The following is a 23916-nucleotide window of genomic DNA, read 5'->3' as shown; positions in this document are numbered from 1 at the left end:
CTCCGCGTGCGGGTGGTGTGTGGTTGCTCGCGCTCGCGCGGCGGCAGCCGCATATCGATACGGCCCCGGGCCCCTAGGGTTGGCTGCTCTCGACCACCGCCAAGAGCGTCCCCACCTCCACTTGCTGTCCAGGAGCTACCGGGAGGGCCGTCAGTGTGCCTGCGACCGGTGCCGAGATCTGGTGCTGCATCTTCATCGCCTCCAGCCAGATCAGGGGCTGGCCAGCCTGTACCGGGGTGCCTTCGGTGAGGTCCTCGGCGATGCGGACGACCGTGCCGGGCATCGGGGCCAGCAGGGAGCCGGGGACCGGCTGGTCCGTGGGGTCGGGGAAGCGGGGCAGGGCGGTGAGAGCGGTGGAGTTGACGTGGACCTGGTCGCCGTAGCGGGCGATCTCGAAGCGCCGCCGGACGCCGTCCACGTCGAGGACGACCAGACGGGCGTCGGCGTGCACGACCCGTACCCCGTCGGCGGAAAGGCCCTGCCGGGTGTGCCGGTAGCGGACCTCGTGCTCCTCCGCCGCCATCGCGTACCGCTTGACCTGCGGCTGCGAGGGCACGTTGCGCCAGCCGCCGAAGCGGGAACGGGCGTGGGCGTCGGCCAGGGCCGCGGCGAGGGGCGCGAAGGGGTCGGTGGCGGGTGCGGTCAGCTCGGGCAGGTGGCGGTCGTAGAAGGCGGTGTCCATCCGGGCGCCGGCGAACTCGGCGTGCCGCAGCGAGCGGACCAGCAGGTCGCGGTTGGTGACCGGGCCGTGGAGCGCTGCCCGTTCCAGGGCTCCGGCGAGCTTGCGGAGCGCCTCGGCACGCGTGGGCGCGTGGGCGACGGCCTTGGCGAGCATCGGGTCGTAGTGGACGCCGATCTCGTCGCCGTCGGTGTAGCCCGTGTCCAGGCGGACTCCGCCGGGTACGGCGAGGCGGTGCAGGGTGCCGGTCTGCGGGGCCCAGTCGTGGGCCGGGTCCTCCGCGTACAGGCGGGCCTCCACGGCGTGGCCCTGGGCGCGGGGCGGGTCGGCCGGGAGGGCGTGGCCCTCGGCGATGCGGATCTGTTCGGCGACCAGGTCGAGGCCGAAGACCGCCTCCGTGACGGGGTGTTCGACCTGGAGGCGGGTGTTCATCTCCAGGAAGTGGGCCCTGCCGTCGGCGACCAGGAACTCGACGGTGCCGGCGCCGACGTAGGCGACGGCGCCGGCCGCGCGGGCGGCCAGCGCGTAGAGCTCCTCGGTGAGTTCGGACGGCAGACCCGGCGCGGGTGCCTCCTCGATCACCTTCTGGTGGCGGCGCTGGAGGGAGCAGTCGCGGGTGCCGAGCGTCCAGACCGTGCCGTGGGTGTCGGCGAGGATCTGCACCTCGACGTGGCGGCCCTGTTCGATGTAGGGCTCGACGAAGACCTCGCCGTCGCCGAAGGCGCTCGCGGCCTCGGCGCGCGCGCCGTCCAGCGCGGTCTGCAGGTCCTGAAGGCGGCGCACGATCCGCATGCCGCGCCCCCCGCCGCCCGCGGCGGCCTTCACCAGCACGGGCAGGTCGGCCTCGGTGACCTCGCCCAGGGGCGCGAGCCCCATCAGCTCCTTGGCGCGTGTCTTGGACGCCATCGCCTCGATCGCCTCCGGCGGCGGGCCGATCCACAGCAGGCCGGCGTCGAGGACGGCGCGGGCGAACTCGGGGTTCTCGGACAGGAAGCCGTATCCGGGGTGCACGGCGTCCGCGCCGGCGGCCAGGGCCGCCTTCACGATCAGGTCGCCGCGCAGATACGTCTGGGCGGGCGTCGCCCCCGGCAGCCGCACCGCGGTGTCGGCCACGCGCGCGTGCAGCGCGTTCTCGTCCGCGTCCGAGTGCACGGCGACCGTCCGGATTCCCAGCTCGGCGCAGGTGCGGAAGATCCGGCAGGCGATCTCGCCCCGGTTGGCGACGAGTACGGTCGAAATCACGTGATTCCTCACATCCGGAAGACGCCGAAGCCGCCGCGCGCGCCCTCGTAGGGGGCGGTGTGGATGGCGGACAGACACAGGCCGAGGACGGTGCGGGTGTCGCGCGGGTCGATGACGCCGTCGTCGTACAGCCGCCCGGACAGGAACATCGGCAGCGACTCGGACTCGATCTGCTGCTCCACCATGGCGCGCAGGGCCGCGTCCGCGTCCTCGTCGTACGGCGCGCCCTTCGCCGCCGCCGACTGCCGGGCGACGATCGAGAGCACGCCCGCGAGCTGCTGGGGGCCCATGACGGCCGACTTGGCGCTGGGCCAGGTGAACAGGAAGCGGGGGTCGTAGGCCCGCCCGCACATGCCGTAGTGCCCGGCGCCGTAGGAGGCTCCCATGAGGACGGACAGGTGGGGCACGCGGCTGTTGCTCACCGCGTTGATCATCATCGCGCCGTGTTTGACGATGCCGCCCTGCTCGTACTCCTTGCCGACCATGTAGCCGGTGGTGTTGTGCAGGAAGAGCAGGGGGATGTCCCGCTGGTTGGCGAGCTGGATGAACTGGGCGGCCTTCTGCGACTCCTCGCTGAACAGGACGCCCTGGGCGTTGGCCAGGATGCCGACGGGGTGGCCGTGCAGGCTCGCCCAGCCGGTGGCGAGGCTCGTGCCGTACAGCGGCTTGAACTCGTCGAAGTCGGAGGCGTCGACGATCCGGGCGATGACCTCGCGCGGGTCGAACGGGATCTTCAGGTCGCCGGGGACGATGCCGAGCAGCTCCTCCGGGTCGTACTCGGGCGGGGCCGCCGGGCCCGGATCCTCGTACGCCTTGCGGTGGTTGAGGCGGGCGACCACGCGGCGGGCCTGGCGCAGCGCGTCCTGCTCGTCCACGGCGAAGTGGTCGGCGAGGCCCGACACGCGCGCGTGCATCTCCGCGCCGCCCAGCGACTCGTCGTCGCTCTCCTCGCCGGTCGCCATCTTCACCAGAGGCGGCCCGCCGAGGAACACCTTCGCCCGCTCCTTGACCATGATCACGTGGTCGGACATGCCGGGGACGTAGGCGCCGCCGGCGGTGGAGTTGCCGAAGACGACGGCGATGGTCGGGATGCCGGCGGCGGACAGCCGGGTGAGGTCGCGGAAGATGGCGCCGCCCGGGATGAAGATCTCCTTCTGGGACGGCAGGTCGGCGCCCCCGGACTCCACCAGGCTGATGCAGGGCAGCCGGTTGGCGAGCGCGATGTCGTTGGCGCGCAGGGCCTTCTTCAGGCTCCAGGGGTTGCTGGCGCCGCCGCGCACGGTCGGGTCGTTGGCGGTGATCAGGCACTCCACGCCCTCGACCACGCCGATCCCGGTGACCAGGGAGGCGCCGATGGTGTAGTCGCTGCCCCAGGCGGCCAGCGGGGACAGCTCCAGGAACGGGGTGTCCGGGTCGAGGAGCAGCTCGATGCGCTCGCGGGCGAGCAGCTTGCCCCGCCCCCGGTGCCGCTGGACGTACTTCTCGCCGCCGCCCGCGAGGGCCTTGGCGTGCTCGGCCTCCAGGTCGGCGAGCCTGCCGAGCATGGCCTCGCGATGGCTCCGGTAGTCCGGGGCGTTGATGTCCAGGGCGGAGGAAAGGACCGTCACAGCAGGGCCTCCGGGATGTCCAGGTGGCGGGAGCGAAGCCATTCGCCGAGGGCCTTGGCCTGCGGGTCGAAGCGGTGCTGGGCGGCGACGCCCGCGCCGAGGATGCCCTCCACGACGAAGTTGACGGCGCGCAGGTTCGGCAGCAGGTGCCGGGTGACGGGCAGGTCCCGGCTCTCGGGGAGGAGCTGCCGGAAGCGCTCGCAGGTCAGCTCGTGGGCGAGCCACCGCCAGGCGTCGTCGCTGCGGGCCCAGACGCCGACGTTGGCGTTGCCGCCCTTGTCCCCGCTGCGGGCGCCGGCGACCAGGCCGAGCGGGGCACGACGGACCGGCCCGGGCACAAGCGGGTCGGGCAGGGGCGGCCGCGGTACGTCCTCGGGTACGAGGGTGTCCTGGGCAGGCGTCACACTCACCCGGCGGTTGTCCGGGAGGACGGCCACATGGTCGACGGCGCCCTGGGGCACGTACACATCCTCGAAGACCCCATAGGGAGCGCCCTTTCCGGGTGGGGCCAGCACATGGAAGCCGGGGTAGCTGGCCAGCGCCAGCTCCACGGCGGCCCCGGTCAGGGCGCGCCCGACGACCTGCTGGTCCGGGTCCCGTACGACGAGCCGCAGCAGCGCGCTCGCCCTCTCCTCGGTGTCGGCGTCGGCCCGGTCGGTGCGGACGAGGTCCCACCGGACCTCGGCGGGCGGCGACTTGGCGAGCGCGTCCGTCAGCTGCTCGCGCACGAGGGCCGCCTTGGCCTCGATGTCGAGTCCGGTGAGGACGAAGGTGACCTCGTTGCGGTGGCCGCCGAGCCGGTTGAGCCCCACCTTGAGGGTCGGCGGGGGCGCCTCTCCGCGCACGCCCTCGATCCGCACCCGGTCCGGCCCGTCCTGGCTCAGCCGTACGGTGTCCAGCCGGGTGGTGACGTCGGGGCCGAGGTAGCGGGCGCCGCCCGTCTCGTACAGCAGCTGGGCGGTGACCGTACCGACGTCGACGAAACCGCCGGTGCCGGGGTGCTTGGTGATGACGGCGGTGCCGTCCGCGTGGATCTCGGCGAGCGGGAACCCGGGACGGCGGACGTCCCCCTCCCCGAAGAAGGCGTAGTTGCCTCCGGTGGCCTGCGTCCCGCACTCCAGCACATGCCCGGCGACGACGGCGCCCGCGAGGCGGTCGTACTCCCCGGGCTGCCAGCCGAAGTGGGCGGCGGCGGGCCCGGTGACGAGCGCCGCGTCGGTCACCCGGCCGGTGATCACGACGTCGGCGCCAAAGCGCAGGCACTCCGCGATGCCGAAGCCGCCGAGGTAGGCATGGGCGGCGAGGGTGCCGGTGGGGGTCCCCCCTGGTCGGGCGGAGTCGAGAACCTGGGGGAGGGCCGGGGCGAGGTCGTCGCCCTCGACGTGGGCGACCCGGACCGGGATGCCGAGCCGGCCGGCCAACTGCCGTACGGCGTCGGCGAGCGAGGCCGGGTTGAGGCCGCCCGCGTTGGTGACGATCCGCACCCCGCGCTCGTGGGCGATGCCGAGGCAGTCCTCCAGCTGGCGCAGGAAGGTGCGGGCGTAGCCGGCGGCCGGGTCCTTCAGCCGGTCCCGGCCGAGGATCAGCATGGTCAGCTCGGCGAGGTAGTCGCCGGTGAGGACGTCGACCTCGCCGCCGGTGAGCATCTCGCGCAGGGCGTCGGCGCGGTCGCCGTAGAAGCCGGAGAAGTTGCCGATGCGCAACGGGTTCACCGGGCGCTCTCCTTCGGCGGGCGGCCGGTGCCGGGCGGGCCCGCGAAGGCCTGGGCGATGCCGAGCCAGCGGTCGGCGTCGGGGCCCTCGGCGGTCAGGGCCAGGTCGGTGCGGTGGGCGCGCTGGGTGACCAGGAGGCAGAAGTCGAGGGCGGGGCCGGTGACGCGCTGGCGGGCCTCGGCCGGTCCGTAGCTCCACACCTCGCCGGACGGGGCGGTCAGCTCGACGCGGAACTCCTCCTGGGGCACGGGCAGTCCGCGCACCCCGAAGGCGAAGTCGCGGGCACGCACCCCGATGCGGACCACATGCCGGAGCCGGTCGGTGGGTGCGCGGACCACACCGAGGGTGTCCGCGACGTCCTGGCCGTGGGCCCAGGTCTCCATGAGACGGCCGGTGGCCATGGAGGCGGCCGACATGGGCGGCCCGAACCAGGGGAACCGGGTGCCGCCCGGTGCCGCCCTGAGCGCCGTGTCCAGCGCGGTGCGGCCCTCCCGCCAGCGGGACAGCAGCTCGGCGGGCCGGAGCCGGGCGCCCTCCTCGGCGGCGTCGTCCACGAAGGTGTCGGGGGCGGCGAGCGCCTGCTTCGCGGCCTCCTGGAATCCGTCCTGGTCCGTCACGGCGAGCAGTGCGGCCTTGTCGGTCCAGTGCAGATGGGCGATCTGGTGGGCGATGGTCCAGCGTGGCGCGGGCGTTGCGAGCGCCCACCGCTCCTCGGTCAACTCGGCTACCAGCCGGTCGAGTTCTTCGGTTTCCTCACGCAGGTCGTCAAAGACGGGCGTCGGGTCGGACATGGAGGGGAGCATGGCAGCGCCGCCAGAAACAATCAAGCGTGCTTGCATGAATTCGGCCGGAAGCCGGCCGCTGCCGCCCTCCCCCGCCACGCCTCCGTCACACGGCTTCCACCGGCGGCCTCCCCGTCACACGGCTTCCACCAGCGGCTTCTCCCTCGCACGCATCCACCGCCGGCCTCTCCACCACGCCGTTTCCACCGGCGGCCACCCCGTCACACGGCTTCCACCGGCGGGTGCGGGGTCGCGCTGGGGGTCACTGGCTTCACCCCTCTTGGTCCATTTTGCCCCGCCGCGGCGCGGGTCCGCCTTCGCGGAGCCGGCGGCGCGATACGGGACCGGCCGCGCGATGACGGTTGCCGCGTCCATTCGTCCCTCGCCCTCGGTGGGCGCGCCTCGCGGCCGGGCACCCGAACATGGGGGCCATGCACCGAATGTGACGTACCGTCGCAGGCGGCGGTGTCAGAGGGACGGGCCGCCGCCTTCGGCACGCGGGGCTGCGGAAGGCGTGCCGCCGGCCCAGGCCCGCAGAGCCTCCGCGTGCTCCCGGATCAACGACATGCGCGCCTCCCACTCATCCCCGTTGCGGTGCTGAGGGTGCGCTGTGATCTGACCGCCGTGCTTGCGGTACACCAATCCGGTGTCGCCGAGGAACCATCCGTCGGCCAGTGCGTCCAGACCGAGGAGAAGTCCGGTGTCGCCCGAGGCGGGCAGGGCCATCCACCCGCCCAGCAGTGCCATCAGAGAGCGCCGGACGCACAGGGTGGCGGGGTGGACCTGAGGGCGACGGTGCTCGGCCCAGAAACCGAAGGCGCTTCCCCGGGGAAGCCGGCCCGGCTGCGGATCGCTGAGCTCGAACGACACGGTGCTGCCGTCCTCCAGGAGATCCACGACCCGGGAGGTGGTCCAGCCCACCTCGGGGTGCTCCTCCAGTACGGCGACATCGCGCGCGAGAGCCCCCGGGGCGAGCTGGTCGTCGGAGTCCAGGGTCTTGACGTAGGCGCCTGTCGACCGGGCGAACGCCATCGTTCGCGCCACGTGCGGGCCGCCGGCCCGCGACGCCGAGATCCGGACGCGCGGATCGTCCGCCGGGAGATGCGACCGCGCACGGACGCCGCTCCCGTCCTCCTGCACGCACCACTCCCATGACCACCCGTCGGGAAGGTCCTGGGAGAGCAGGGACGCGTACGCGTCGGGAAGGAAGCGCGCGGCGTCGCCGTGCACAGGAGTCACGACCGAGACGATGTTCATGAGGACCTTTCATCAGGATTCGCACAGCGCTGCGAGGGGCCCGCCGACGGTCATCCCATCATCCCCGCGGCCCTCACCCGTCCCCCTGCCCGTCCCCCTGCGCTTCACCTCGACCGCCTCCCTGTACGTCCCCTTGCCCGTCCCCTCACCCGTTCTCCCTGGCCCGTCCCCCTTGCCCGTCCCCTGCCGGTCGGGCCCGGGCGGGAGCCGGGACGACGCCGGGTCCGGGTCTTTGGTGCACGGGCCGGAAATCGGGCCGCGGTGCGGGCAGTCGGCGCAGTACCGTCGTGCGATGCTCGATGGCGACGGTTACTTCGGAGAGTCGGTCGCGGCGCGCTACGACGAGTCGTCCGCGGAGATGTTCGCCCCCGACGTCGTGGACCCGGCCGTCGGCTTCCTGGCGGAGCTGCCGCCGATCCCCGGTTACTGGCCCTCGGCCGGAAGGGGCGGCACCTTGCCCCGGCCCACCTGGGTGCGCACCGCGCCGATGCTCGCGCCGATGACCAGGGCGATCGCGGCGGCCTCGGCGGCGGACAGGGCCTGGTCGAGGATCAGGAATCCGGCCGTCGCCGCGATGGCCGGCTCCAGGCTCATCAGGATGGCGAAGGTGGACGCCGGCAGGCGGCGCAGGGCCAGGAGTTCGAGGGTGTAGGGCAGGACCGAGGAGAGCAGGGCCACTGCCGAGCCGAGGGCGACGGTCGTGGGGTCGAGGAGCCGGCTGCCGGCCTCGACGACGCCGAGGGGGAGGAAGAGCAGGGCCGCGATCGCCATGGCCAGCGCCAGGCCGTCCGCCTGCGGGAAGCGGCGGCCCGTACGCGCGCTGAAGACGATGTACGCCGCCCACATGGCGCCGGCGCCCAGGGCAAAGGCGACACCCGTGGGATCGAGGTCGCTGAAGCCTCCGCCGCCGAGCAGGAACACGCCCGCGAGGGCCAGCCCCGCCCAGAGCGCGTTGATCGCGCGGCGGGAGGCCAGGACGGACAGGGTCAGGGGGCCGAGGACCTCCAGGGTGACGGCAGGCCCGAGGGGGATGCGGGCCACCGCCTCGTAGAAGAGGCCGTTCATCGCGCCCATGGTGATACCGAAGACGATCACCGTGCCCCAGTCGGTGCGGGAGTGGCCGCGCAGCCGGGGACGGCAGACCAGCAGGAGGACGACCGCCGCCGCGAGCAGGCGCAGGGTGACGACTCCGAGGGCACCGGCCCTCGGCATCAGCGTCACCGCGAGGGCGCCGCCGAACTGCACCGAGATGCCACCGGCCAGCACCAGGCCGACGGAACCCAGCGAGCCTGGGCGGCCGGGGGTGCCCGGGGACTGCGGCGGCGTCGATGACGTCGGGGCGGCGGCGCTGGGGGTGTTGACGGTGCTCACGGCGGTCCTGTGCTGGCTCGAATCAGATCATGTGCATCTCCATGTACTACCGAGTCCAGGGTAATGGACTTCGTCAGGGGTGTGAACCGCTGATGGAACTGTCCTGGATGGTGAGATGCGCCCCTCTCGGATACCGGGCCCCGACCCCTCTCACATTCCGGTCCCCGGCCGCCCTCACCCACCGGGCCACGGCTGCTCCCGGGCGGCGGCGTACGGGCCGGAACCATACGATCCGGAACCGTACGACCCGGAGTTGTCCGGCCCGGAGTCGTATGTCCCGGAGTCGTATGTCCCGAAGCCGTACGCCCCGAAGCCGTACGCCCCGCCGTGTTCGGGTGCGTGTGCATACCCCGTCGCCTGTCCCGGCGCGGGTGGCGGCTCCTCCTCGAACAGCGGCAGCCGCAGTTCGCCCGTGTCCATGGACGCGTTGTTCTGCGAACGGTGCAGCCGCGCGTAGGCCCCGCCCCGCGCGAGCAGTTCCTCGTGGCGGCCGGTCTCGACGATGCGGCCACGGTCGACGACGAGGATGCGGTCGGCGTCGGGGGCGAGGTTGAGGTCGTGCGTGATCATGATCGTCGTACGGCCCGCCATCAGCCGGCGCAGTGGCTTGACCACGCGGCGGGCGGACATCGCGTCCAGGCCGGTGGTCGGCTCGTCCAGGACCAGTACCGGCGCGTCGCGCAGGATGGCGCGCGCGATGGCCAGGCGCTGGAGCTGACCGCCGGACAGCCGGGCCGAGTTGGGGTCGACCGCGGTGTCGTAGCCGTCGGGGAGCCGGACGACGAAGTCGTGCGCGTCGGCCGCCCGGGCCGCCTCCACGATCGCCCGGTCGCTGGCGCCGGGGCGGCCACAGGCGATGTTGGCGCGGACGGTGTCGTGCAGGACGAGGGTCTCCTGCGGGAGCAGGGTCACGTACTCGCGCAGACGGGCCAGCGGGAAGTCGCGCAGAGGCACACCGTCCAGGAGGACGTCTCCCGCGTCCGGGTCGTAGAAGCGGAGCAGGAGTTTGGAGACGGTGGACTTCCCGGCGCCGCTCGGGCCGGTGATGATCACCAGTTCGCCGGGGCTGACGGTGAAGGACAGGCCTTCGAGGGCGGTCCTGTCGGCGCCGGGGTAGCGGAAGGAGACGTCCCGCACCTCGACCGTGCCGTCCGGGCGGCCGGCCCCGGTGCCGTGCCGGGGGTCGGTGACCGAGGGCCTCGCGTCCAGGATCTCGATCAGCCGCTCGGCACCCGCCGTGGCCGCGGTGACCGTGAGCCCGAGCTGGGCCAGGCCCCGCACGGGTGGGTAGAGGTAGCCGAGGAACGCGGCGAAGGCGAGCAGCTGGCCGAGCGTCATCCGGCCGGTGGAGATCTCCCAGGCGCCGATGCCGATCACGGCGAGCACGCAGACCGTCTCGATGACCTGGACGAGCTGCTCGTAGGCCTCGCCCAGCCGGGTGGAGCGGACCGAGGCGCGGAACCAGGCGTTCGCCTCCCGGCGCAGCCGCCGGCGCTCGGCGTCCCGGCGGCCGTACGCCTGGGTGAGCACGATGTTGCCGAGGGACTCCTCGACCACGGAGGTGATCGCGCCGTCGGCGACCCGGCCCGCGCGGGCGACGTCCTTGATGGAGCCGGAGAAGCGGCGCGCGGCCAGCCAGAACAGGGGGGCGAGGACGAAGGTGGCGGCCGCCAGGTCCCAGCGCAGCCAGAACGCGGCGGCCGCGTAGAAGAGGGCGGAGAAGGCGGCCGAGGCGGCGCCCACCAGACCGGAGACGACCATCGTCTCGATCGCCTCGACGTCTCCGGTCAGGCGGGAGAGCAGATCGCCCTGGCGGTGACGCTGGAAGAAGTGCGGCGGCAGTTGCTGGACATGGTCGAAGACGTGCTCGCGCAGCCGCATCACGAAGCGTTCGGTCACCCACGCGGCCAGGGAGTTGCCCGCGTACGCGACCAGCGCGCCGACCACGGCGACGCCCAGCCACTTGACGGCCGGGGCCCAGAACGCGCCGAGCGAACCCTGTTGCAGGGCGTGGTCGGTGAGGTCGCCGAAGAGCAGGACGGCCTCGGTCTCGGCGAGCGCCGCGATCACCGTGCACACCCAGACGAGGAGCAGCCGGCGCCGCAGCCCTCTGGTCAGCGGCCAGAAACGACGGAACGCGGTGCGGGCGGGAATGGTGGGGGTGTCCTCGCGTTCGAATTCCTCGCCCGTATCGATCTCATCGATTTCCATACACATTTCCTCCGCTTTCTTTCACCGGTCCCGCCGTAATCTGGGAACCCATGAGGAAGGGGCCGACGGTGCACCGTCGGCCCCTTCCTGCTCAGCGTCGGATCAGTGGTCCCGGCCGGGCAGCGGCTTGGGCAGCGGCTTGTGCGCGTGCTTCTTCGGCTTCGGCTTCGGCGGCGGCGGAAGCTGCTTCGACCTGGGCTTGGGGGGCAGCGGGGCCAGCTTCTTGAAGCTCATTCCTACTCCTGTTTTTTCGTAGTTCCTCGGTCCGGGAATTCCGTGTCCGGCTCCCGACACCGAAGAAGCTACACAGGTGCCCTGTGATTGCCCTTGGAATACCTGAGAATTGCTTGAGGGTGCTCAGCGGCGGGCCATGTAGACGTCGAGTGCCCTGTGCAGCAGGCGGTTCAGCGGGAAGTCCCACTCGCCCACGTACTCCACGGCCTCGCCACCCGCGCCCACCTTGAAGCGGAGCAGCCCCAGCAGGTGGTTGGACTCCTCCAGGGTGTCGGTGATGCCCCGGAAGTCGTAGACGTGGGCGCCGAGTTCATGGGCGTCGGCCATCATCCGCCACTGCATGGCGTTGTTGGGCTGGACCTCGCGCTTGCGGCCGGTGGAGGCTCCGTAGGAGTACCAGACGTGGCCGCCGACGATCAGCATGGTGGCGGCGGCGAGGACGTCGCCCTCGTGGTGGGCGAGGTAGAGGCGCATCCGGTCGGGGTGTTCGGCGGCCAGGGCCGTCCACATGCGCTGGAAGTACGGCAGCGGGCGCGCGATGAACCGGTCGCGCTCGGCGGTCTCGGCATACAGGCCGTAGAAGGCAGGCAGGTCCTCGTAGCCCCCGCGCACGACCTTCACGCCCGCTTTCTCGGCCTTCTTGATGTTGCGCCGCCACTGCTGGTTGAGCCCTCGGTGGATGTCCTCCAGCGACCGCCCGGCGAACGGGATCTGGCACACGTACCGGGGCTGGCCCGCGGCGAAGCCCTCCTCACCGCCGGGCTCGGCCTGCCGCCAGCCCAGGCCGCGCAGCCGCTCGGCAAGTTGCCCGGCGCCCGGCTCGTACGACGTCGCCTCCACGTCCCGCAGCCGGTGTGCGCCGGGGTCGGCGATCGCGGCCTTGACCGCCTCGGGGCTCCACCGCCGCGCCACCACGGGCGGCCCCATCTTCACCGAGAAGGCGCCCCGGCGCTTGAGGTACGCGAGCATCGGCTCCAGCCAACGCTCCAGGTCCGGCGCGTGCCAGTCGATGACGGGCCCTTCGGGCAGATAGGCCAGATACCGCTTCACCTTCGGCAGGGGCCGCAGCAGCACCAGCCCGACACCGGCCGGCCGCCCGGCCCCGTCGAACCAGCCCAGGCTCTCCGCCTGCCAGTCGGGCTTCACGTCCCCCCACGACGGCAGCTGCATGTGGCTGGCCGAGGGCAGGGAGGCCACGAAGTCCAGGTGCTCGGCACGGCTGATGGGGCGAAGGGTGAAGGTCATACGCGGAACTCCTTCGAGGTCGCTGATCCCCTCACTCTAAGAAGACCGGCCCTCCCCGCCGGGAGGACCGCCGAACGGCCGTACTCTCACTCGCTTCCCGGCCCGCGTCTCCCTTCCGGTGCCTCCAGCGCCTCCGCCAGAACCTCCGCCAGATGCCGCCCCCGGATCCCGGCCAGCTGTTCCAGCTGGGTCCGGCAGGAGAAGCCGTCCGCGAGGATCAGCGCGTCCTTCGGCGCTTGCCGGACCGACGGCAGGAGTTGCTCCTCCGCGCAGGACTTCGACACCTCGAAGTGGCCCTGTTCGAAGCCGAAGTTGCCCGCGAGGCCGCAGCAGCCGCCGCTCAGCTCGCCGGTCAGGCCCGCGGCGGTCCGCAGTGCGCGATCTGCTCCGTCGCCCAGGACCGCATGCTGGTGGCAGTGGGTCTGCCCGGCGACCGGGCGGTCCACGGCGGGCGGGGTCCAGCCGGGCGCGTGCCGTTCGAGCGCCTCGGCGAAGGTGAGGACCGCCGAGGCCAGCAGGGGCGCGCGCGGGTCGTCGTGCAGCAGTTCCGGAAGGTCGCCGCGCAGGGCCGCCGCACAGCTCGGCTCCAGGACGACGACCGGAATGCCTCTGCGCAGCACCGGTTCCATCAGGTCCAGCGTGCGGCGCAGCACCGCGCGGGCCCGGTCGAGCTGGCCGGTGGAGACGTAGGTCAGGCCGCAGCAGACCTGGCCTCCGACCGGCCGGGACGGGGGCAGCTCCACTCTGAGCCCGGCGTCCTCCAGCACCCGCACGGCCGCCTGCCCGACCGAGGGCGAGAGGTGCTCGGTGAAGGTGTCGGGCCACAGGACGAGCAGGTCCCCCGTGGTGCGCCGCTGCCGGTGTCGCCACCAGCGGCTGAAGGGTTCCCTCGCGATCGCCGGGATCTCCCGCTGCGCCGCGATCCCGCCGAGCCGTCTCGCCGCCCGCGCCAGGAGCCGCACGGAAGCGAGCCTGTTGAGCAGCGGGGCGGTGCGGGTCCGGGCCACCCAGCGCAGCCACAGCGGCAGCCGGCCCATGGAGTAGTGGGCGGCCGGTCGGCGCCGGCCCTCGTAGTGGTGGTGCAGGAACTCGGCCTTGTAGGTGGCCATGTCGACGCCGACCGGGCAGTCCGAGCGGCAGCCCTTGCAGGACAGGCACAGGTCCAGCGCGTCGCGGACCTGTGCCGAGCGCCAGCCGTCCGTGACCAGCTCACCGGCGAGCATCTCGTGCAGCAGCCGGGCCCGGCCGCGTGTGGAGTGCTCCTCCTCGCCGGTCGCCCGGAAGGAGGGGCACATCACGGCGGGCCCGGCCGCGGTGCTCGTACGGCACTTGGCGACGCCGACGCAGCGGCGGACGGCGGCCCGGAAGTCGCCGCCGTCGGCCGGGTATCCGAAGGTCACGTCCACCGGGCGGCGGGGCAGGACGGAGAAGCGCAGGCCCGAGTCCAGCGGGGCCGGGCGGACCAGCATGCCGGGGTTGAGCAGATCGTCGGGGTCCCACACCGCCTTGGCCCGCTCGAAGAGCCGTACCGTCTCGTCGCCGTACATGCGCGGCAGCAGTTCCGCCCGGGCCTGTCCGTCGCCGTGCTCCCCGGACAGCGAGCCGCCGTGGGCGACGACCAGGTCGGCCAGTTCCTCGGAGAAGCGCCGGAAGCGGCCGATGCCCGCCTCGGTGAGCAGGTCGAAGTCGATGCGGACGTGGATGCAGCCGTCGCCGAAGTGGCCGTAGGGGGTGCCGCGCAGGCCGTGGGCGCCGAGCAGGGCGCGGAAGTCCCGCAGATAGGGGCCGAGCCGGGCGGGCGGCACCGCGCAGTCCTCCCAGCCGGGCCAGGCCTCCGTGCCGTCGGGCAGGCGCGTGGCCGTACCGCTCGCGTCCTCGCGGATGCGCCACAGGGCGCGCTGGGCCGCCGCGTCCGTCACCAGGAGGGAGTCGACGACGTCGGCCGCGCGGACGATCGCCTCCGCACGCGCGTGTGCCTCGGCCGTCGTCCGGCCACCGGTCTCCACGAACAGCCAGGCACCGCCCCTGGGCAGCCCGGCCGGCGAGCGCACCAGGTCGGCCGCCATGCCCTCCACCGTCAGCGGGCCCAACGGCAGGAGTCCGGCGGCGGCCTCGGCGGCACCGGACTCGTCGCCGTACGCCAGCACCGCGAGGGCCCGTGCGCGCGGGGCCTGCACCAGCCCTACGACCGCCTCGGTCAGGATGCCGAGGGTGCCCTCGGAGCCGCAGAAGGAGCGGGCGACGTCGGCGCCCTTCTCGGGCAGCAGGGCGTCCAGGGCGTAGCCGGAGATACGGCGGGGCAGTTCCGGAAAGCCCGTGCGCAGACGGGCCAGGTCGCCCTCGGCCAGGGCCCGCAGCCCGTCGGGAGCGCCGGCCCACTGCGTCCCGAGCCGCAGCCGCTGCCCGCGCGCGGTGAGGACGGACAGCTCCCGCACACTGTCCGCGGTGGTCCCCCAGGCGACCGAATGCGAGCCGCAGGAGTTGTTGCCGATCATTCCGCCTAGCGTGCACCGGCTGTGGGTGGACGGGTCGGGGCCGAAGCGCAGGCCGTGCGGGGCGGCGGCCTCCTGGAGGCGGTCGAGGACCAGGCCGGGCTGCACGACGGCCGTGCGCGTGCCCGGGTCCAGCTCCAGCAGCCCGTTCATGTGCCGGGTGAAGTCCAGGACCACGCCCGTGCCGGTCGCCTGCCCCGCGATCGACGTGCCGCCGCCGCGCGCCACCACCGGCACGCCGCGCGCCCGGCACACCTCCAGCACCGCCGCCACGTCGTCGGCGTCCCACGGGGCCACCACCCCCGCCGGGACACGCCGGTAGTTGGACGCGTCCATGGTCACGAGCGCCCGTGCGGTGACGTCGAAGCCGACCTCACCCCGGACGATCCCGCGCAGCTCCGTCTCCAGGCCCGAGAGATCCGTCATGCGTCCAGGATGCATCCGCTCACGCTCAGTCACCCGGACTTGTCCACAGCAGCACGCATATCGTCGTACAACTCCACAGGGTCCAGGGCTCGACGCTCTCGTCTCATCGGACGGACATGGTTCCGTCCCGTTTCGTCTAGCCGATACCCTCCGACCCGTGGCCGACATCCAGATTCCCGCTGACATCAAGCCCGCCGACGGACGTTTCGGCGCGGGCCCCTCCAAGGTGCGCACCCAGGCGCTCGACGCCCTGGCCGCCACCGGAAGCTCTCTGCTCGGCACCTCCCACCGCCAGGCCCCGGTCAAGAACCTCGTGGGCCAGGTCCGCGAAGGCATCAGCTCCCTGTTCTCCCTCCCCGAGGGTTACGAGGTCGTCCTCGGCAACGGCGGCTCCACCGCCTTCTGGGACATCGCCACCCACGGACTGATCGAGAACAAGTCCCAGCACCTCAGCTTCGGCGAGTTCTCCTCCAAGTTCGCCAAGGCCGCCAAGCTCGCCCCCTGGCTGGCCGAGCCGACGGTCGTCTCCACGGACCCGGGCACCCACCCCGAAGCACAGGCCGAGGCGGGCGTGGACGTCTACGCCCTCACCCACAACGAGACCTCCACCGGCGTCGCCATGCCCATCAAGCGCGTCGCCGGCGCCGACCAGGGCGCGCTCGTCCTGGTCGACGCCACCTCCGGTGCGGGCGGCCTCCCCGTCGACATCGCCGAGACGGACGTCTACTACTTCGCCCCGCAGAAGTCCTTCGCCTCCGACGGCGGCCTGTGGATCGGCGTCTTCTCGCCGGCCGCGATCGAGCGCGCCGAGCGCGTCCACGCCTCCGGCCGTCACGTCCCGGAGTTCTTCAGCCTCCCCACGGCGATCGACAACTCCCGCAAGAACCAGACGTACAACACCCCGGCGCTGGCCACCCTCTTCCTGCTGAACCAGCAGCTGGAGTGGCTCAACGGCCAGGGCGGCCTGGCCTTCTCCACCGGCCGTACCAAGGATTCCTCGACCCGCCTGTACAGCTGGGCGGAGGAATCCAAGTACGCCACCCCGTTCGTCACGGACCCGGCCAAGCGCTCTCAGGTCATCGGCACGATCGACTTCTCCGACGAGATCGACGCCGCCGCCGTCGCCAAGGTCCTGCGCGCGAACGGCATCGTGGACACCGAGCCCTACCGCAAGCTCGGCCGCAACCAGCTGCGCATCGCCATGTTCCCCGCGATCGACCCGGCGGACGTCGAGGCCCTGACCAAGTGCATCGACCACGTCATCGAGAAGCTCTGACCTCTCGGACGCAGCAGTGACAGGCATGAGGGCGCCCGGTGTCCGCACCGGGCGCCCTCGTGTTCCTCCGGCTCCGCGGCGAGGTGTTCAGCCCCGTCGCCGCAGCCGCCGCAGCCCGAAGACGGCCGCGGCCAGGACCGCGACGACGACCGCGCCGACCTTGAAACTCCCGCCGACCGTGGCGCTGCCGCCCGCCCGGGAGGCGGAACTGCCGCCCCCCGAGGGCGTCTTGCCCGACGACGCCCCGCCCGGCGCGTCCCTCGCCTCGACCGAACTGCCCGCGCCCTCGCTGCCGTACATCAGCTTGGTGCCGTCGGGAGAGTACGAGACGGACTCGCCCTGCCCCTGCAGGGGCACGTCGAGCCGCCCCTTGCGCTTGATGCTCCCGCCGTTCCAGTCGTAGTAGATGCCGCCGAAGTACCCCCGTACGGCGAGCTGCCGGCCGTTCGGTGAGATGGCCGCGTCGGTGGCCCAGAGGTCGACGGTGGCGACGGGCCTGAAGATGTTCGCGCCGGAGGCGGACAGCGTCGCGGGCCCCTCGTACAGATGCCCGCCGTCCTCGTTCTTGTCGATGATGTACACGCGCCCGGTCCGGGGATGGACGAGGAGCGACTCGGCGTTCCGGGGCCCGTTCGAGTACTTCACGACGTACTGGGTGGCCCTGACCGTCTGGTCCTTGAGCACCTTCGGCTCGGGCAGCCGGTAGATCCAGACGTACGGCCACTTGCCGCCGAGGTTGTCGCCGATGTCACCGACGTAGATCTGGTGGTCCGGCCCGATGGAGATGGCCTCGACGTCGCGGGGGGAGCCGATGCCGCGCAGGGTCAGCGTGGCGACGGTCTTGCCCGTCCTGCTGTCCACGGCGTAGATGTACGGCCCGTCGTCGCTGTCGTTGTGCGTCCAGTAGATGCCGGGGTGCAGGGTGGAGGCGGCCAGCCCGCTGGACTCGGTGATCCTCGGGTCCTTGATGGTGAACCCCTGGTCACCGGTACGGCGGCTGTCGGCGGCGGAGGCGGGCAGCGCGCAGGCACCCACGAGCAGGGCCCCGGCGAGCAGGGCGAACGGTCGACGCATGCATCAAGCGTGCCATTGCCTGCGGTGGTTCAGGGGGCGTGGCGGGCCTCACACCCCACACGCGCGCGTGATCGTCCATCATGAGCGGATGCTCAGGTTCATGCCCGTAGGTGACTCCATGACGATCGGGAGCGCGGGCGAACACACGTGGCGTTACCGGCTGTGGCGGCATCTGTCCGAGGCGGACGACGGCCCGTTCACCTTCGTCGGCCCGCGCGAGGAGCTGTACGACAAAACAACCGACGCACCGACGTCGTCCGCGTACGCCGAACCCGGCTTCCCCCGCGCCCATCTGGCCGGCTGGGGCGAGGGCTGGCTGCACATGGCCCCGCTGATCGGCGAGGCGGTGCGCGAGCACCGGGCCGACGTCCTGCTCGTCTCCCTCGGCCTGATCGACCTGGGGTTCTACACGAACGCCGAGCAGACGGCGGAGAACGTGCGGGCCTTCGTCGCGGCCGCCCGGGAAGCGAGGCCGCGCATCCGCATGGTCCTCCTCCCGGTGATCCCGAACATCCGCGCCCTCACGGACGCGCCCTTCGCCGAACAGGTGGACCGGTTCAACGTCCTGCTCGCGAAGGCGGTGGCCGACCTGGACGAGCCGCGCTCGCCGATCCTGCTCGCCTCGCCGCCGGAGTCGTACGACATCGACGCCGACACCTACGACGGGACGCATCCCAACGCGAGCGGGGAGCACCGGATCGCGGGGGCGTTCGCGGGGGCGATGTGGGAGGCGTGGGGGTTCGGACAGGCGTACGCGGCTGGAACAAGTTGACTTGATCCCGGCGCCTCCCGGTCACGGTGCGTATCGTTGAACCGCGCGGCTGCACTCGTGCGTGGGGCAGCCGGGGAGGAGCGCCACGATGACCGTCCTCGAAGACAGGATCGAGATGGCCGAAGAGAGCGGCGAGCTGACTCTGGACGGACTGTTCGAGTCGCTTGAGCGGACCACCCCCGAGGGATACAAGGTCGAGATCGTCGAGGGGACCGTCTACATGTCGCCGCAGCGGGACACCCACTGGGAAATCATCGCCGACCTCTACGAGCAGTTGCGCACCAAGTACCCCCGGAAACGGGTGAAGTCCGACGTCCGGATCGACTACCCGGGCCACCTCAACGGCTTCGCCACGGACGTGACGGTGATGGCCGAGGGCGCCGAGAAGACGGAGGGCGGCCACTGGCGTCACGAGGACGTCGAGTTCGTCGCCGAGGTCATCTCGAAGGGGACCGCCGCGAACGACTACGGGCCCAAGAAGACCGCATACGCCACAGCGGAGGTCCCGGTCTACGTCGTCGCCGACCCCTACCAGCGCCGGTGCCACGTCTACACCCAGCCCAAGGAGGGCGACTACGAGATCGAGACCACGGTGCCGTTCGGCAGCGACCTGGACCTCACCGACACGGTCGTCGGCCTCACCCTCAGCACCGACGAGTTCCCCCACGACTGAGGTGCTTGCCTAGAGTCCACTCCAAGCCGTTGGCTGGTGGACCATGAAGTACACACAGCTAGGACGCACGGGACTCAAGGTCGGCCGACTTGTCCTCGGCACCATGAACTTCGGCCCGCAGACCGATGAAGCCGACAGCCACGCGATCATGGACGCGGCACTGGACGCGGGCATCAACTTCTTCGACACCGCCAACGTGTACGGCTGGGGCGAGAACAAGGGCCGTACGGAATCGATCATCGGCAACTGGTTCGCCAAGGGCGGCGACCGCCGTGACAAGGTCGTGCTCGCCACCAAGGTGTACGGCAACATGGCCGCCGACGGCGACCCCTGGCCCAACCACGACAAGCTCTCCGCGCTCAACATCCGGCGGGCCGTCGACGCCAGCCTGAAGCGGCTGCAGACCGACCACATCGACGTGTACCAGTTCCATCACATCGACCGGAACACTCCCTTCGAGGAGATCTGGCAGGCCGTCGACGTACTGATCCAGCAGGGGAAGATCCTCTACGTCGGCTCCTCCAACTTCCCGGGCTACAAGATCGCCCAGGCCAACGAGATCGCCGCCCGCCGCGGCGGCACCATCGGGCTCGTCAGCGAGCAGTGCCTGTACAACCTGGCCGAGCGCCGTGCCGAGATGGAGGTCATCCCGGCCGCGCAGGACTACGGCCTCGGGGTCATCCCGTGGTCGCCGCTGCACGGCGGCCTGCTCGGCGGCGTGATCAAGAAGGAGGTGCAGGGCGGGCGCCGCGCCTCCGGCCGGGCCGCCGACACCCTCGCCGACCCCGCCTCCCGCGCGCAGATCCAGGCGTACGAGGACCTGCTCGACAAGCACGGCGTGGAGCCCGGCGAGGCCGCCCTGGCCTGGCTGCTCACCCGCCCCGGAGTGACCGGCCCGATCGTCGGCCCGCGCACGCCCGAGCAGCTGGCGTCCGCGCTGCGTGCGGTCGAGCTGGAGCTGGGCGAAGAACTGCTGGCCGGGCTGGACGAGATCTTCCCGGGCCCGGGCCCCTCCCCGGAGGCCTTCGCCTGGTAGCGCCCCGCCAGGGGCTCGGGGCGGTACCGACCTGCGGCCCTGCCGCGTGGGCGCGGCCGGCCACACACGGCCCGCAGCCGACGCACAGGCCGCAGTGCCCCAGCCCCGGCCCCGGCCATGACCGCCGGGGACCTACCTGAGCGCCGCCGACACGGCAACCACCACGAACATCAGCACAAGCACACCGGCCATGATCCGGTTCCGGGTTTTCGGTTCCACGTCCCCGAGCCTAACCGGCCCCGCCGAGTGCCCAGCGGTCGACCACCTCGTACCGGGGCTGCTCCCCGGGCACCCCGGACGTGGGCAGGTTGCTGCGGACCAGCGCCAGGTCGGCCACGGTCCAGGTCCGGCCGCTGAACTCGCCGAGCAGCTGCACATACGGCCGCACGTCCACCGCGTCCCGGCTGCGCGCCACCGTCAGGTGGGCCTTGTACCGCCGGTGCTCCCCCATCGGCACCCCCGCCCTGCGCGCCGCCGACTCCGCCCGGTCGGCCAGCAGGCGGAGGGTCTCCAGATCGCCGGCGGCGCCCGCCCACAGGGCCCGCCCGTGCCCGAACTGCCCGCCGCCCGAGAGGGCGAGGGAGAACCGCTCGGTGCGCCCGGCCGCGCGCGCCAGCCGGTCCGACAGGTCCGGTACGAGGTCGTCGCCGACCTCACCGTAGAAGGCGAGCGTGAAGTGCCAGCCGGGCCGGCCCGTCCAGCGCAGTCCGTCGGCGCCGGGCAGGCGGCGCAACCGGGCTACCTCGGCGGCGAGTTCGTCGATGACGTCCTCCGGGGGCAGTACCGCGGCGAAGAGTCTCATGCCGTCACCCTGGCAGGGAACGGGCCGGAACGCACAAAGCGGCTGCCCCGGGGCGCCCGGGCCGCAATGATCAGGTGCATGGAGAAAAACGGGAAGATCAGCATCAGAGAAGGCGGGCCCGACGACATCCCCGTGATACTCGGCATGTTCGACAGCGCCGTGGAGTGGCTGGTGGCGCAGGGGCGCACCCGGCAGTGGGGCACCACCCCCTGGTCGCAGAACCCGAGAGCGGTGGCCATGATCACCCGGTACGTCACCGAGGGCAGCCCGTACATCGCCGAGTACGACGGTGTCCCGGCGGCCACGCTCACGCTGACCGACGCGCCCGGTGAGTACCTGGAGGCGGCCGACGAGCCCGAGCGGTTCATCCACATCCTCGCCTCGGACCGCCGCTTCAAGGGCCTCGGCACGGGTGCCGCGCTCCTCGCCCGCGCGGCCGAGGAGACCCGCCGGTCCGGGATCTCGCTGCTGCGCGTCGACTGCTACGCGGGCGACGACGGCAAGCTGGTCGCCTTCTACGAGCGCAACGGCTTCATCCCGACCGAGTCCTTCACCGTCGGCGTGCCCGGGGACGACGCGTGGCCGGGGCAGGTACTGGCCCGGAGAGTGCTCTAGCGTCCTGCGGGCCGTGCGTGCCGCCCCGCGGCGGCCGTCCTCCGGGCCTCGCGCCGCGCACCGCGGCGGGCGCCCTCCGGGCCTCGCGCCCTGCCCCGTGGTGCCGGGTGGGGCTCAGGCCGCCGTGGCCAGCTGCTCCCGGTCCCGCGGGACGAACCGCACCCGCGGGTGGCCGTGGTACCAGCCCACCGACAGGCGCAGGCCGCCGATGCGGGCGAGGACCAGGCCGACGGAGGCGGCCGCGGCGACGGAGACGATGCCGCCGAGGGCGAAGCCGACCCGGGGGCCGTAGGTGTCGGTGACCCAGCCGACGACCGGGGCGCCGAGCGGCGTACCGCCCATGAACACCATCATGAACAGGGCCATCACCCGGCCGCGCATGGCCGGGTCGGTGGCCATCTGCACGGCGGTGTTGGCGGTGACGTTGACCGTCAGGCCGAAGATCCCGATCGGGACCATGAGCAGCGCGAACAGCCAGTACGACGGGGCCAGCGCGGCCACGGTCTCCAGCGTGCCGAAGGCCACCGCGGCGGCGATCAGGACGCGCAGCCGGGCGGTGCCGCGACGGGCCGCCAGCAGGGCGCCACCGAGGGAGCCGACGGCCATCAGCGTGTTGAAGAGGCTGTAGGCACCGGCGCCGGCGTGGAAGACGTCGTCGGCGTAGGCCGACAGCCACACCGGGAAGTTGAAGCCGAACGTGCCGATGAAGCCGACGAGGACGATCGGCCAGATCAGCTCCGGGCGGCCGGCGACATAGAGCAGACCCTCCCGCAGCTGGCCCTTGCCACGCGGCGCGCGGTCGACCACGTGCAGTTCGCGGGCGCGCATCAGCAGCAGGCCGGCGACGGGGGCGACGAAGGACAGGCCGTTGAAGAGGAACGCCCAGCCGGTGCCCACGCCCGTGATCATGAGGCCGGCGACGGCGGGGCCGACCAGGCGGGCGGACTGGAAGTTCGCGGAGTTCAGGCTGACCGCGTTCTGCAGCTGCTCGGGGCCGACCATCTCGGAGACGAAGGACTGCCGCGCCGGGTTGTCGATCACCGTGGCGATGCCGACGGCGAAGGCGGCGAGGTAGACGTGCCAGACCTGGACGTGGCCGGAGAGGGTGAGGAAGGCGAGCGCCAGGCCCGTGACGGCCATGGACGTCTGGGTGACGAGCAGCGTGGGCCGCTTGGGCAGCCGGTCGACGAGGACGCCGCCGTAGAGTCCGAACAGCAGCATCGGCAGGAACTGCAGGGCCGTCGTGATGCCGACGGCCGCGGAGGAACCGGTGAGGCTGAGTACGAGCCAGTCCTGGGCGATGCGCTGCATCCAGGTGCCCGTGTTGGAGACGACCTGTCCGACGAAGAACAGGCGGTAGTTCCTGATCCTCAGCGAGCTGAACATCGAGGACCTGCGGGATACGGGGGTAGTAGGTGTCGGTGCGGGGGCGGAAGGTGCTCCGGGTCCCGTACTCAAAGGGGTTCGCCTCCTCTTCTGGTTGCTCGTTCGCCCGCCGGGCGCTGTCGGCCGGTGTCGGCAGGCTCCTCGCGCGCAGCCCTCGGGGCTTTTGCGCGTACGTCCTCCCGGCACCGGCACGGCCCTTCGGCTCACTCGCGGTGCGACGGTTTCCTACAGGTGCGCGAGCTTCTCCAGCACGGGGGCGGCAGCGCGCAGCTTGGCCCACTCGTCCTCGTCGAGGCCCTCGACCAGGCCGGCCAGGAACGCATTGCGCTTGCGGCGGCTCTCCTCGAGCATCGCCTCGGCCTGTTCGGTCCTGGTGACGACCTTCTGGCGCCGGTCCTCGGGGTGCGGGTCCAGACGGACCAGGCCCTTGGCCTCGAGCAGCGCCACGATGCGGGTCATCGACGGCGGCTGGACGTGCTCCTTGCGGGCCAGCTCGCCCGGCGTGGCATGGCCGCAGCGGGAGAGGGTGCCGAGCACCGACATCTCGGTCGGGCTCAGCGACTCGTCGACCCGCTGGTGCTTGAGCCGACGGGACAGCCGCATCACGGAGGAGCGGAGGGCGTTCACGGCGGCAGCGTCGTCGCCATGGGTAAGGTCCGACATGTTCTTTAGAGTAACTCATTACTCTCTCTAAAGACCAGCGGGATACGGCCGCGTGCCCGTGACCCCGGCCACTGAACCGGGATATCACTCATTTGGGTGATCGAGAGGCGGAACGTGACACACCGGCCGGATCGGTGCCGCGACCCTCGTGTCCATGGGGACCAGCGTGTTCAGCCTGCGCATAGACGGGGAGCTGCTCGAACGGCTCCGCCACCACGCGGCGAAAAGAGGAATGAGCGTGCAGGACTATGTGGTCCGCACGCTCATTCGGGACGACTTCGACCAGCGGTTCCAGACCGCCGTCGAGGAGACGGAGAAGTTCTACGGGGTCACCTGAGTCACCTGGGGGCTCGGGTCGGCC

Annotated in this window: 20 protein-coding genes; 6 read left to right on the top strand and 14 right to left on the bottom strand. The window is 72.1% G+C overall.

All coding sequences use genetic code 11. The features are described 5' to 3' along the window. Nucleotides 1–73: 73 nt before the first annotated feature. The 10 genes from ACFZCP_RS04835 to ACFZCP_RS04790 all read right to left on the bottom strand — a co-directional run bounded on the left by ACFZCP_RS04835 (nucleotide 74) and on the right by ACFZCP_RS04790 (nucleotide 15258). The gene (locus ACFZCP_RS04835; RefSeq protein WP_391424063.1) at nucleotides 74–1921 is read right to left on the bottom strand and encodes a biotin carboxylase N-terminal domain-containing protein; all 1848 of its coding nucleotides are present in this window, start codon (nucleotides 1919–1921) and stop codon (nucleotides 74–76) included. Nucleotides 1922–1929: 8 nt separating this feature from the next. Continuing rightward, complete coding sequence (locus ACFZCP_RS04830; RefSeq protein WP_391424061.1) at nucleotides 1930–3528, bottom strand: carboxyl transferase domain-containing protein; 1599 nt, start codon at nucleotides 3526–3528, stop codon at nucleotides 1930–1932. Then, nucleotides 3525–5240 carry an acyclic terpene utilization AtuA family protein gene (locus ACFZCP_RS04825; protein WP_391424059.1) on the bottom strand — a complete coding sequence of 572 codons (1716 nt, stop codon included), beginning with the start codon at nucleotides 5238–5240 and terminating at the stop codon, nucleotides 3525–3527. The genes ACFZCP_RS04830 and ACFZCP_RS04825 overlap by 4 nt, the downstream gene beginning before the upstream one ends. Further along, nucleotides 5237–6031, bottom strand: coding sequence for a TIGR03084 family metal-binding protein (locus ACFZCP_RS04820; RefSeq protein WP_391424057.1), 795 nt, complete (start codon nucleotides 6029–6031; stop codon nucleotides 5237–5239). Before ACFZCP_RS04820 ends, ACFZCP_RS04825 begins: the two co-directional genes overlap by 4 nt. Before the next feature lie 459 nt (nucleotides 6032–6490). After that, the gene (locus ACFZCP_RS04815; protein WP_391424055.1) at nucleotides 6491–7279 is read right to left on the bottom strand and encodes a glycosyltransferase; all 789 of its coding nucleotides are present in this window, start codon (nucleotides 7277–7279) and stop codon (nucleotides 6491–6493) included. 423 nt (nucleotides 7280–7702) lie between these two features. After that, the gene (locus tag ACFZCP_RS04810) at nucleotides 7703–8650 is read right to left on the bottom strand and encodes an EamA family transporter (protein ID WP_391424054.1); all 948 of its coding nucleotides are present in this window, start codon (nucleotides 8648–8650) and stop codon (nucleotides 7703–7705) included. A 174-nt stretch (nucleotides 8651–8824) separates the two neighbouring features. Then, entirely contained in the window at nucleotides 8825–10861 is a 2037-nt protein-coding gene (locus ACFZCP_RS04805; RefSeq protein ID WP_391424052.1) for an ABC transporter transmembrane domain-containing protein, read from the bottom strand. Between the two features lie 102 nt (nucleotides 10862–10963). Beyond that, entirely contained in the window at nucleotides 10964–11095 is a 132-nt protein-coding gene (locus ACFZCP_RS04800; protein ID WP_362681328.1) for a hypothetical protein, read from the bottom strand. 123 nt (nucleotides 11096–11218) lie between these two features. Beyond that, a complete protein-coding gene (locus ACFZCP_RS04795) occupies nucleotides 11219–12340 on the bottom strand; it encodes a peptidoglycan bridge formation glycyltransferase FemA/FemB family protein (RefSeq protein ID WP_391424050.1) in 1122 nt (373 codons plus the stop codon). 86 nt (nucleotides 12341–12426) lie between these two features. Continuing rightward, a complete protein-coding gene (locus tag ACFZCP_RS04790; RefSeq protein WP_391424048.1) occupies nucleotides 12427–15258 on the bottom strand; it encodes an FAD-linked oxidase C-terminal domain-containing protein in 2832 nt (943 codons plus the stop codon). A gap of 157 nt (nucleotides 15259–15415) precedes the next feature. Between ACFZCP_RS04790 and serC the strand changes: the two genes are divergently transcribed. Next, nucleotides 15416–16534 carry a phosphoserine transaminase gene (serC, locus tag ACFZCP_RS04785; RefSeq protein WP_391424046.1) on the top strand — a complete coding sequence of 373 codons (1119 nt, stop codon included), beginning with the start codon at nucleotides 15416–15418 and terminating at the stop codon, nucleotides 16532–16534. A gap of 87 nt (nucleotides 16535–16621) precedes the next feature. Here serC and ACFZCP_RS04780 read toward each other — a convergent pair whose 3' ends face one another. Beyond that, complete coding sequence (locus tag ACFZCP_RS04780) at nucleotides 16622–17608, bottom strand: WD40 repeat domain-containing protein (protein ID WP_391424044.1); 987 nt, start codon at nucleotides 17606–17608, stop codon at nucleotides 16622–16624. An 88-nt stretch (nucleotides 17609–17696) separates the two neighbouring features. Here ACFZCP_RS04780 and ACFZCP_RS04775 point away from each other — a divergent pair, with 88 nt between their 5' ends. The 3 genes from ACFZCP_RS04775 to ACFZCP_RS04765 all read left to right on the top strand — a co-directional run bounded on the left by ACFZCP_RS04775 (nucleotide 17697) and on the right by ACFZCP_RS04765 (nucleotide 20089). Further along, nucleotides 17697–18380 (top strand): GDSL-type esterase/lipase family protein, encoded by a 684-nt coding sequence (locus ACFZCP_RS04775; RefSeq protein ID WP_391424042.1) that lies wholly within the window; start codon nucleotides 17697–17699, stop codon nucleotides 18378–18380. Nucleotides 18381–18468: 88 nt separating this feature from the next. Then, the gene (locus tag ACFZCP_RS04770; RefSeq protein WP_391424040.1) at nucleotides 18469–19053 is read left to right on the top strand and encodes a Uma2 family endonuclease; all 585 of its coding nucleotides are present in this window, start codon (nucleotides 18469–18471) and stop codon (nucleotides 19051–19053) included. 43 nt (nucleotides 19054–19096) lie between these two features. Beyond that, entirely contained in the window at nucleotides 19097–20089 is a 993-nt protein-coding gene (locus ACFZCP_RS04765) for an aldo/keto reductase (RefSeq protein ID WP_391424038.1), read from the top strand. Nucleotides 20090–20318: 229 nt separating this feature from the next. Here the strand turns inward: ACFZCP_RS04765 and thpR are convergent, their stop codons facing one another. Then, nucleotides 20319–20891, bottom strand: coding sequence for an RNA 2',3'-cyclic phosphodiesterase (thpR, locus tag ACFZCP_RS04760; protein WP_391424036.1), 573 nt, complete (start codon nucleotides 20889–20891; stop codon nucleotides 20319–20321). Between the two features lie 78 nt (nucleotides 20892–20969). On the opposite strand from thpR, the gene ACFZCP_RS04755 reads away from it, so the two are divergent. Continuing rightward, on the top strand, nucleotides 20970–21506 hold the full coding sequence (locus ACFZCP_RS04755; RefSeq protein WP_391424034.1) for a GNAT family N-acetyltransferase: 537 nt from the start codon (nucleotides 20970–20972) through the stop codon (nucleotides 21504–21506). A 114-nt stretch (nucleotides 21507–21620) separates the two neighbouring features. Here the strand turns inward: ACFZCP_RS04755 and ACFZCP_RS04750 are convergent, their stop codons facing one another. Both ACFZCP_RS04750 and ACFZCP_RS04745 read right to left on the bottom strand, forming a co-directional pair. Further along, nucleotides 21621–22892, bottom strand: a complete 1272-nt coding sequence (locus ACFZCP_RS04750; protein WP_391424033.1) for an MFS transporter — start codon at nucleotides 22890–22892, stop codon at nucleotides 21621–21623. Between the two features lie 225 nt (nucleotides 22893–23117). Further along, nucleotides 23118–23555: a MarR family transcriptional regulator gene (locus ACFZCP_RS04745; protein WP_391424031.1), complete on the bottom strand. Its 438-nt coding sequence runs from the start codon at nucleotides 23553–23555 to the stop codon at nucleotides 23118–23120. Between the two features lie 154 nt (nucleotides 23556–23709). Here ACFZCP_RS04745 and ACFZCP_RS04740 point away from each other — a divergent pair, with 154 nt between their 5' ends. Then, the gene (locus tag ACFZCP_RS04740) at nucleotides 23710–23892 is read left to right on the top strand and encodes a ribbon-helix-helix protein, CopG family (protein ID WP_391424029.1); all 183 of its coding nucleotides are present in this window, start codon (nucleotides 23710–23712) and stop codon (nucleotides 23890–23892) included. Nucleotides 23893–23916: the final 24 nt, after the last annotated feature.

Source organism: Streptomyces sp. NPDC007971, from assembly GCF_042958635.1.
GTDB lineage: Bacteria > Actinomycetota > Actinomycetes > Streptomycetales > Streptomycetaceae > Streptomyces.
This window is presented reverse-complemented; position numbering and strand designations above follow the sequence as displayed.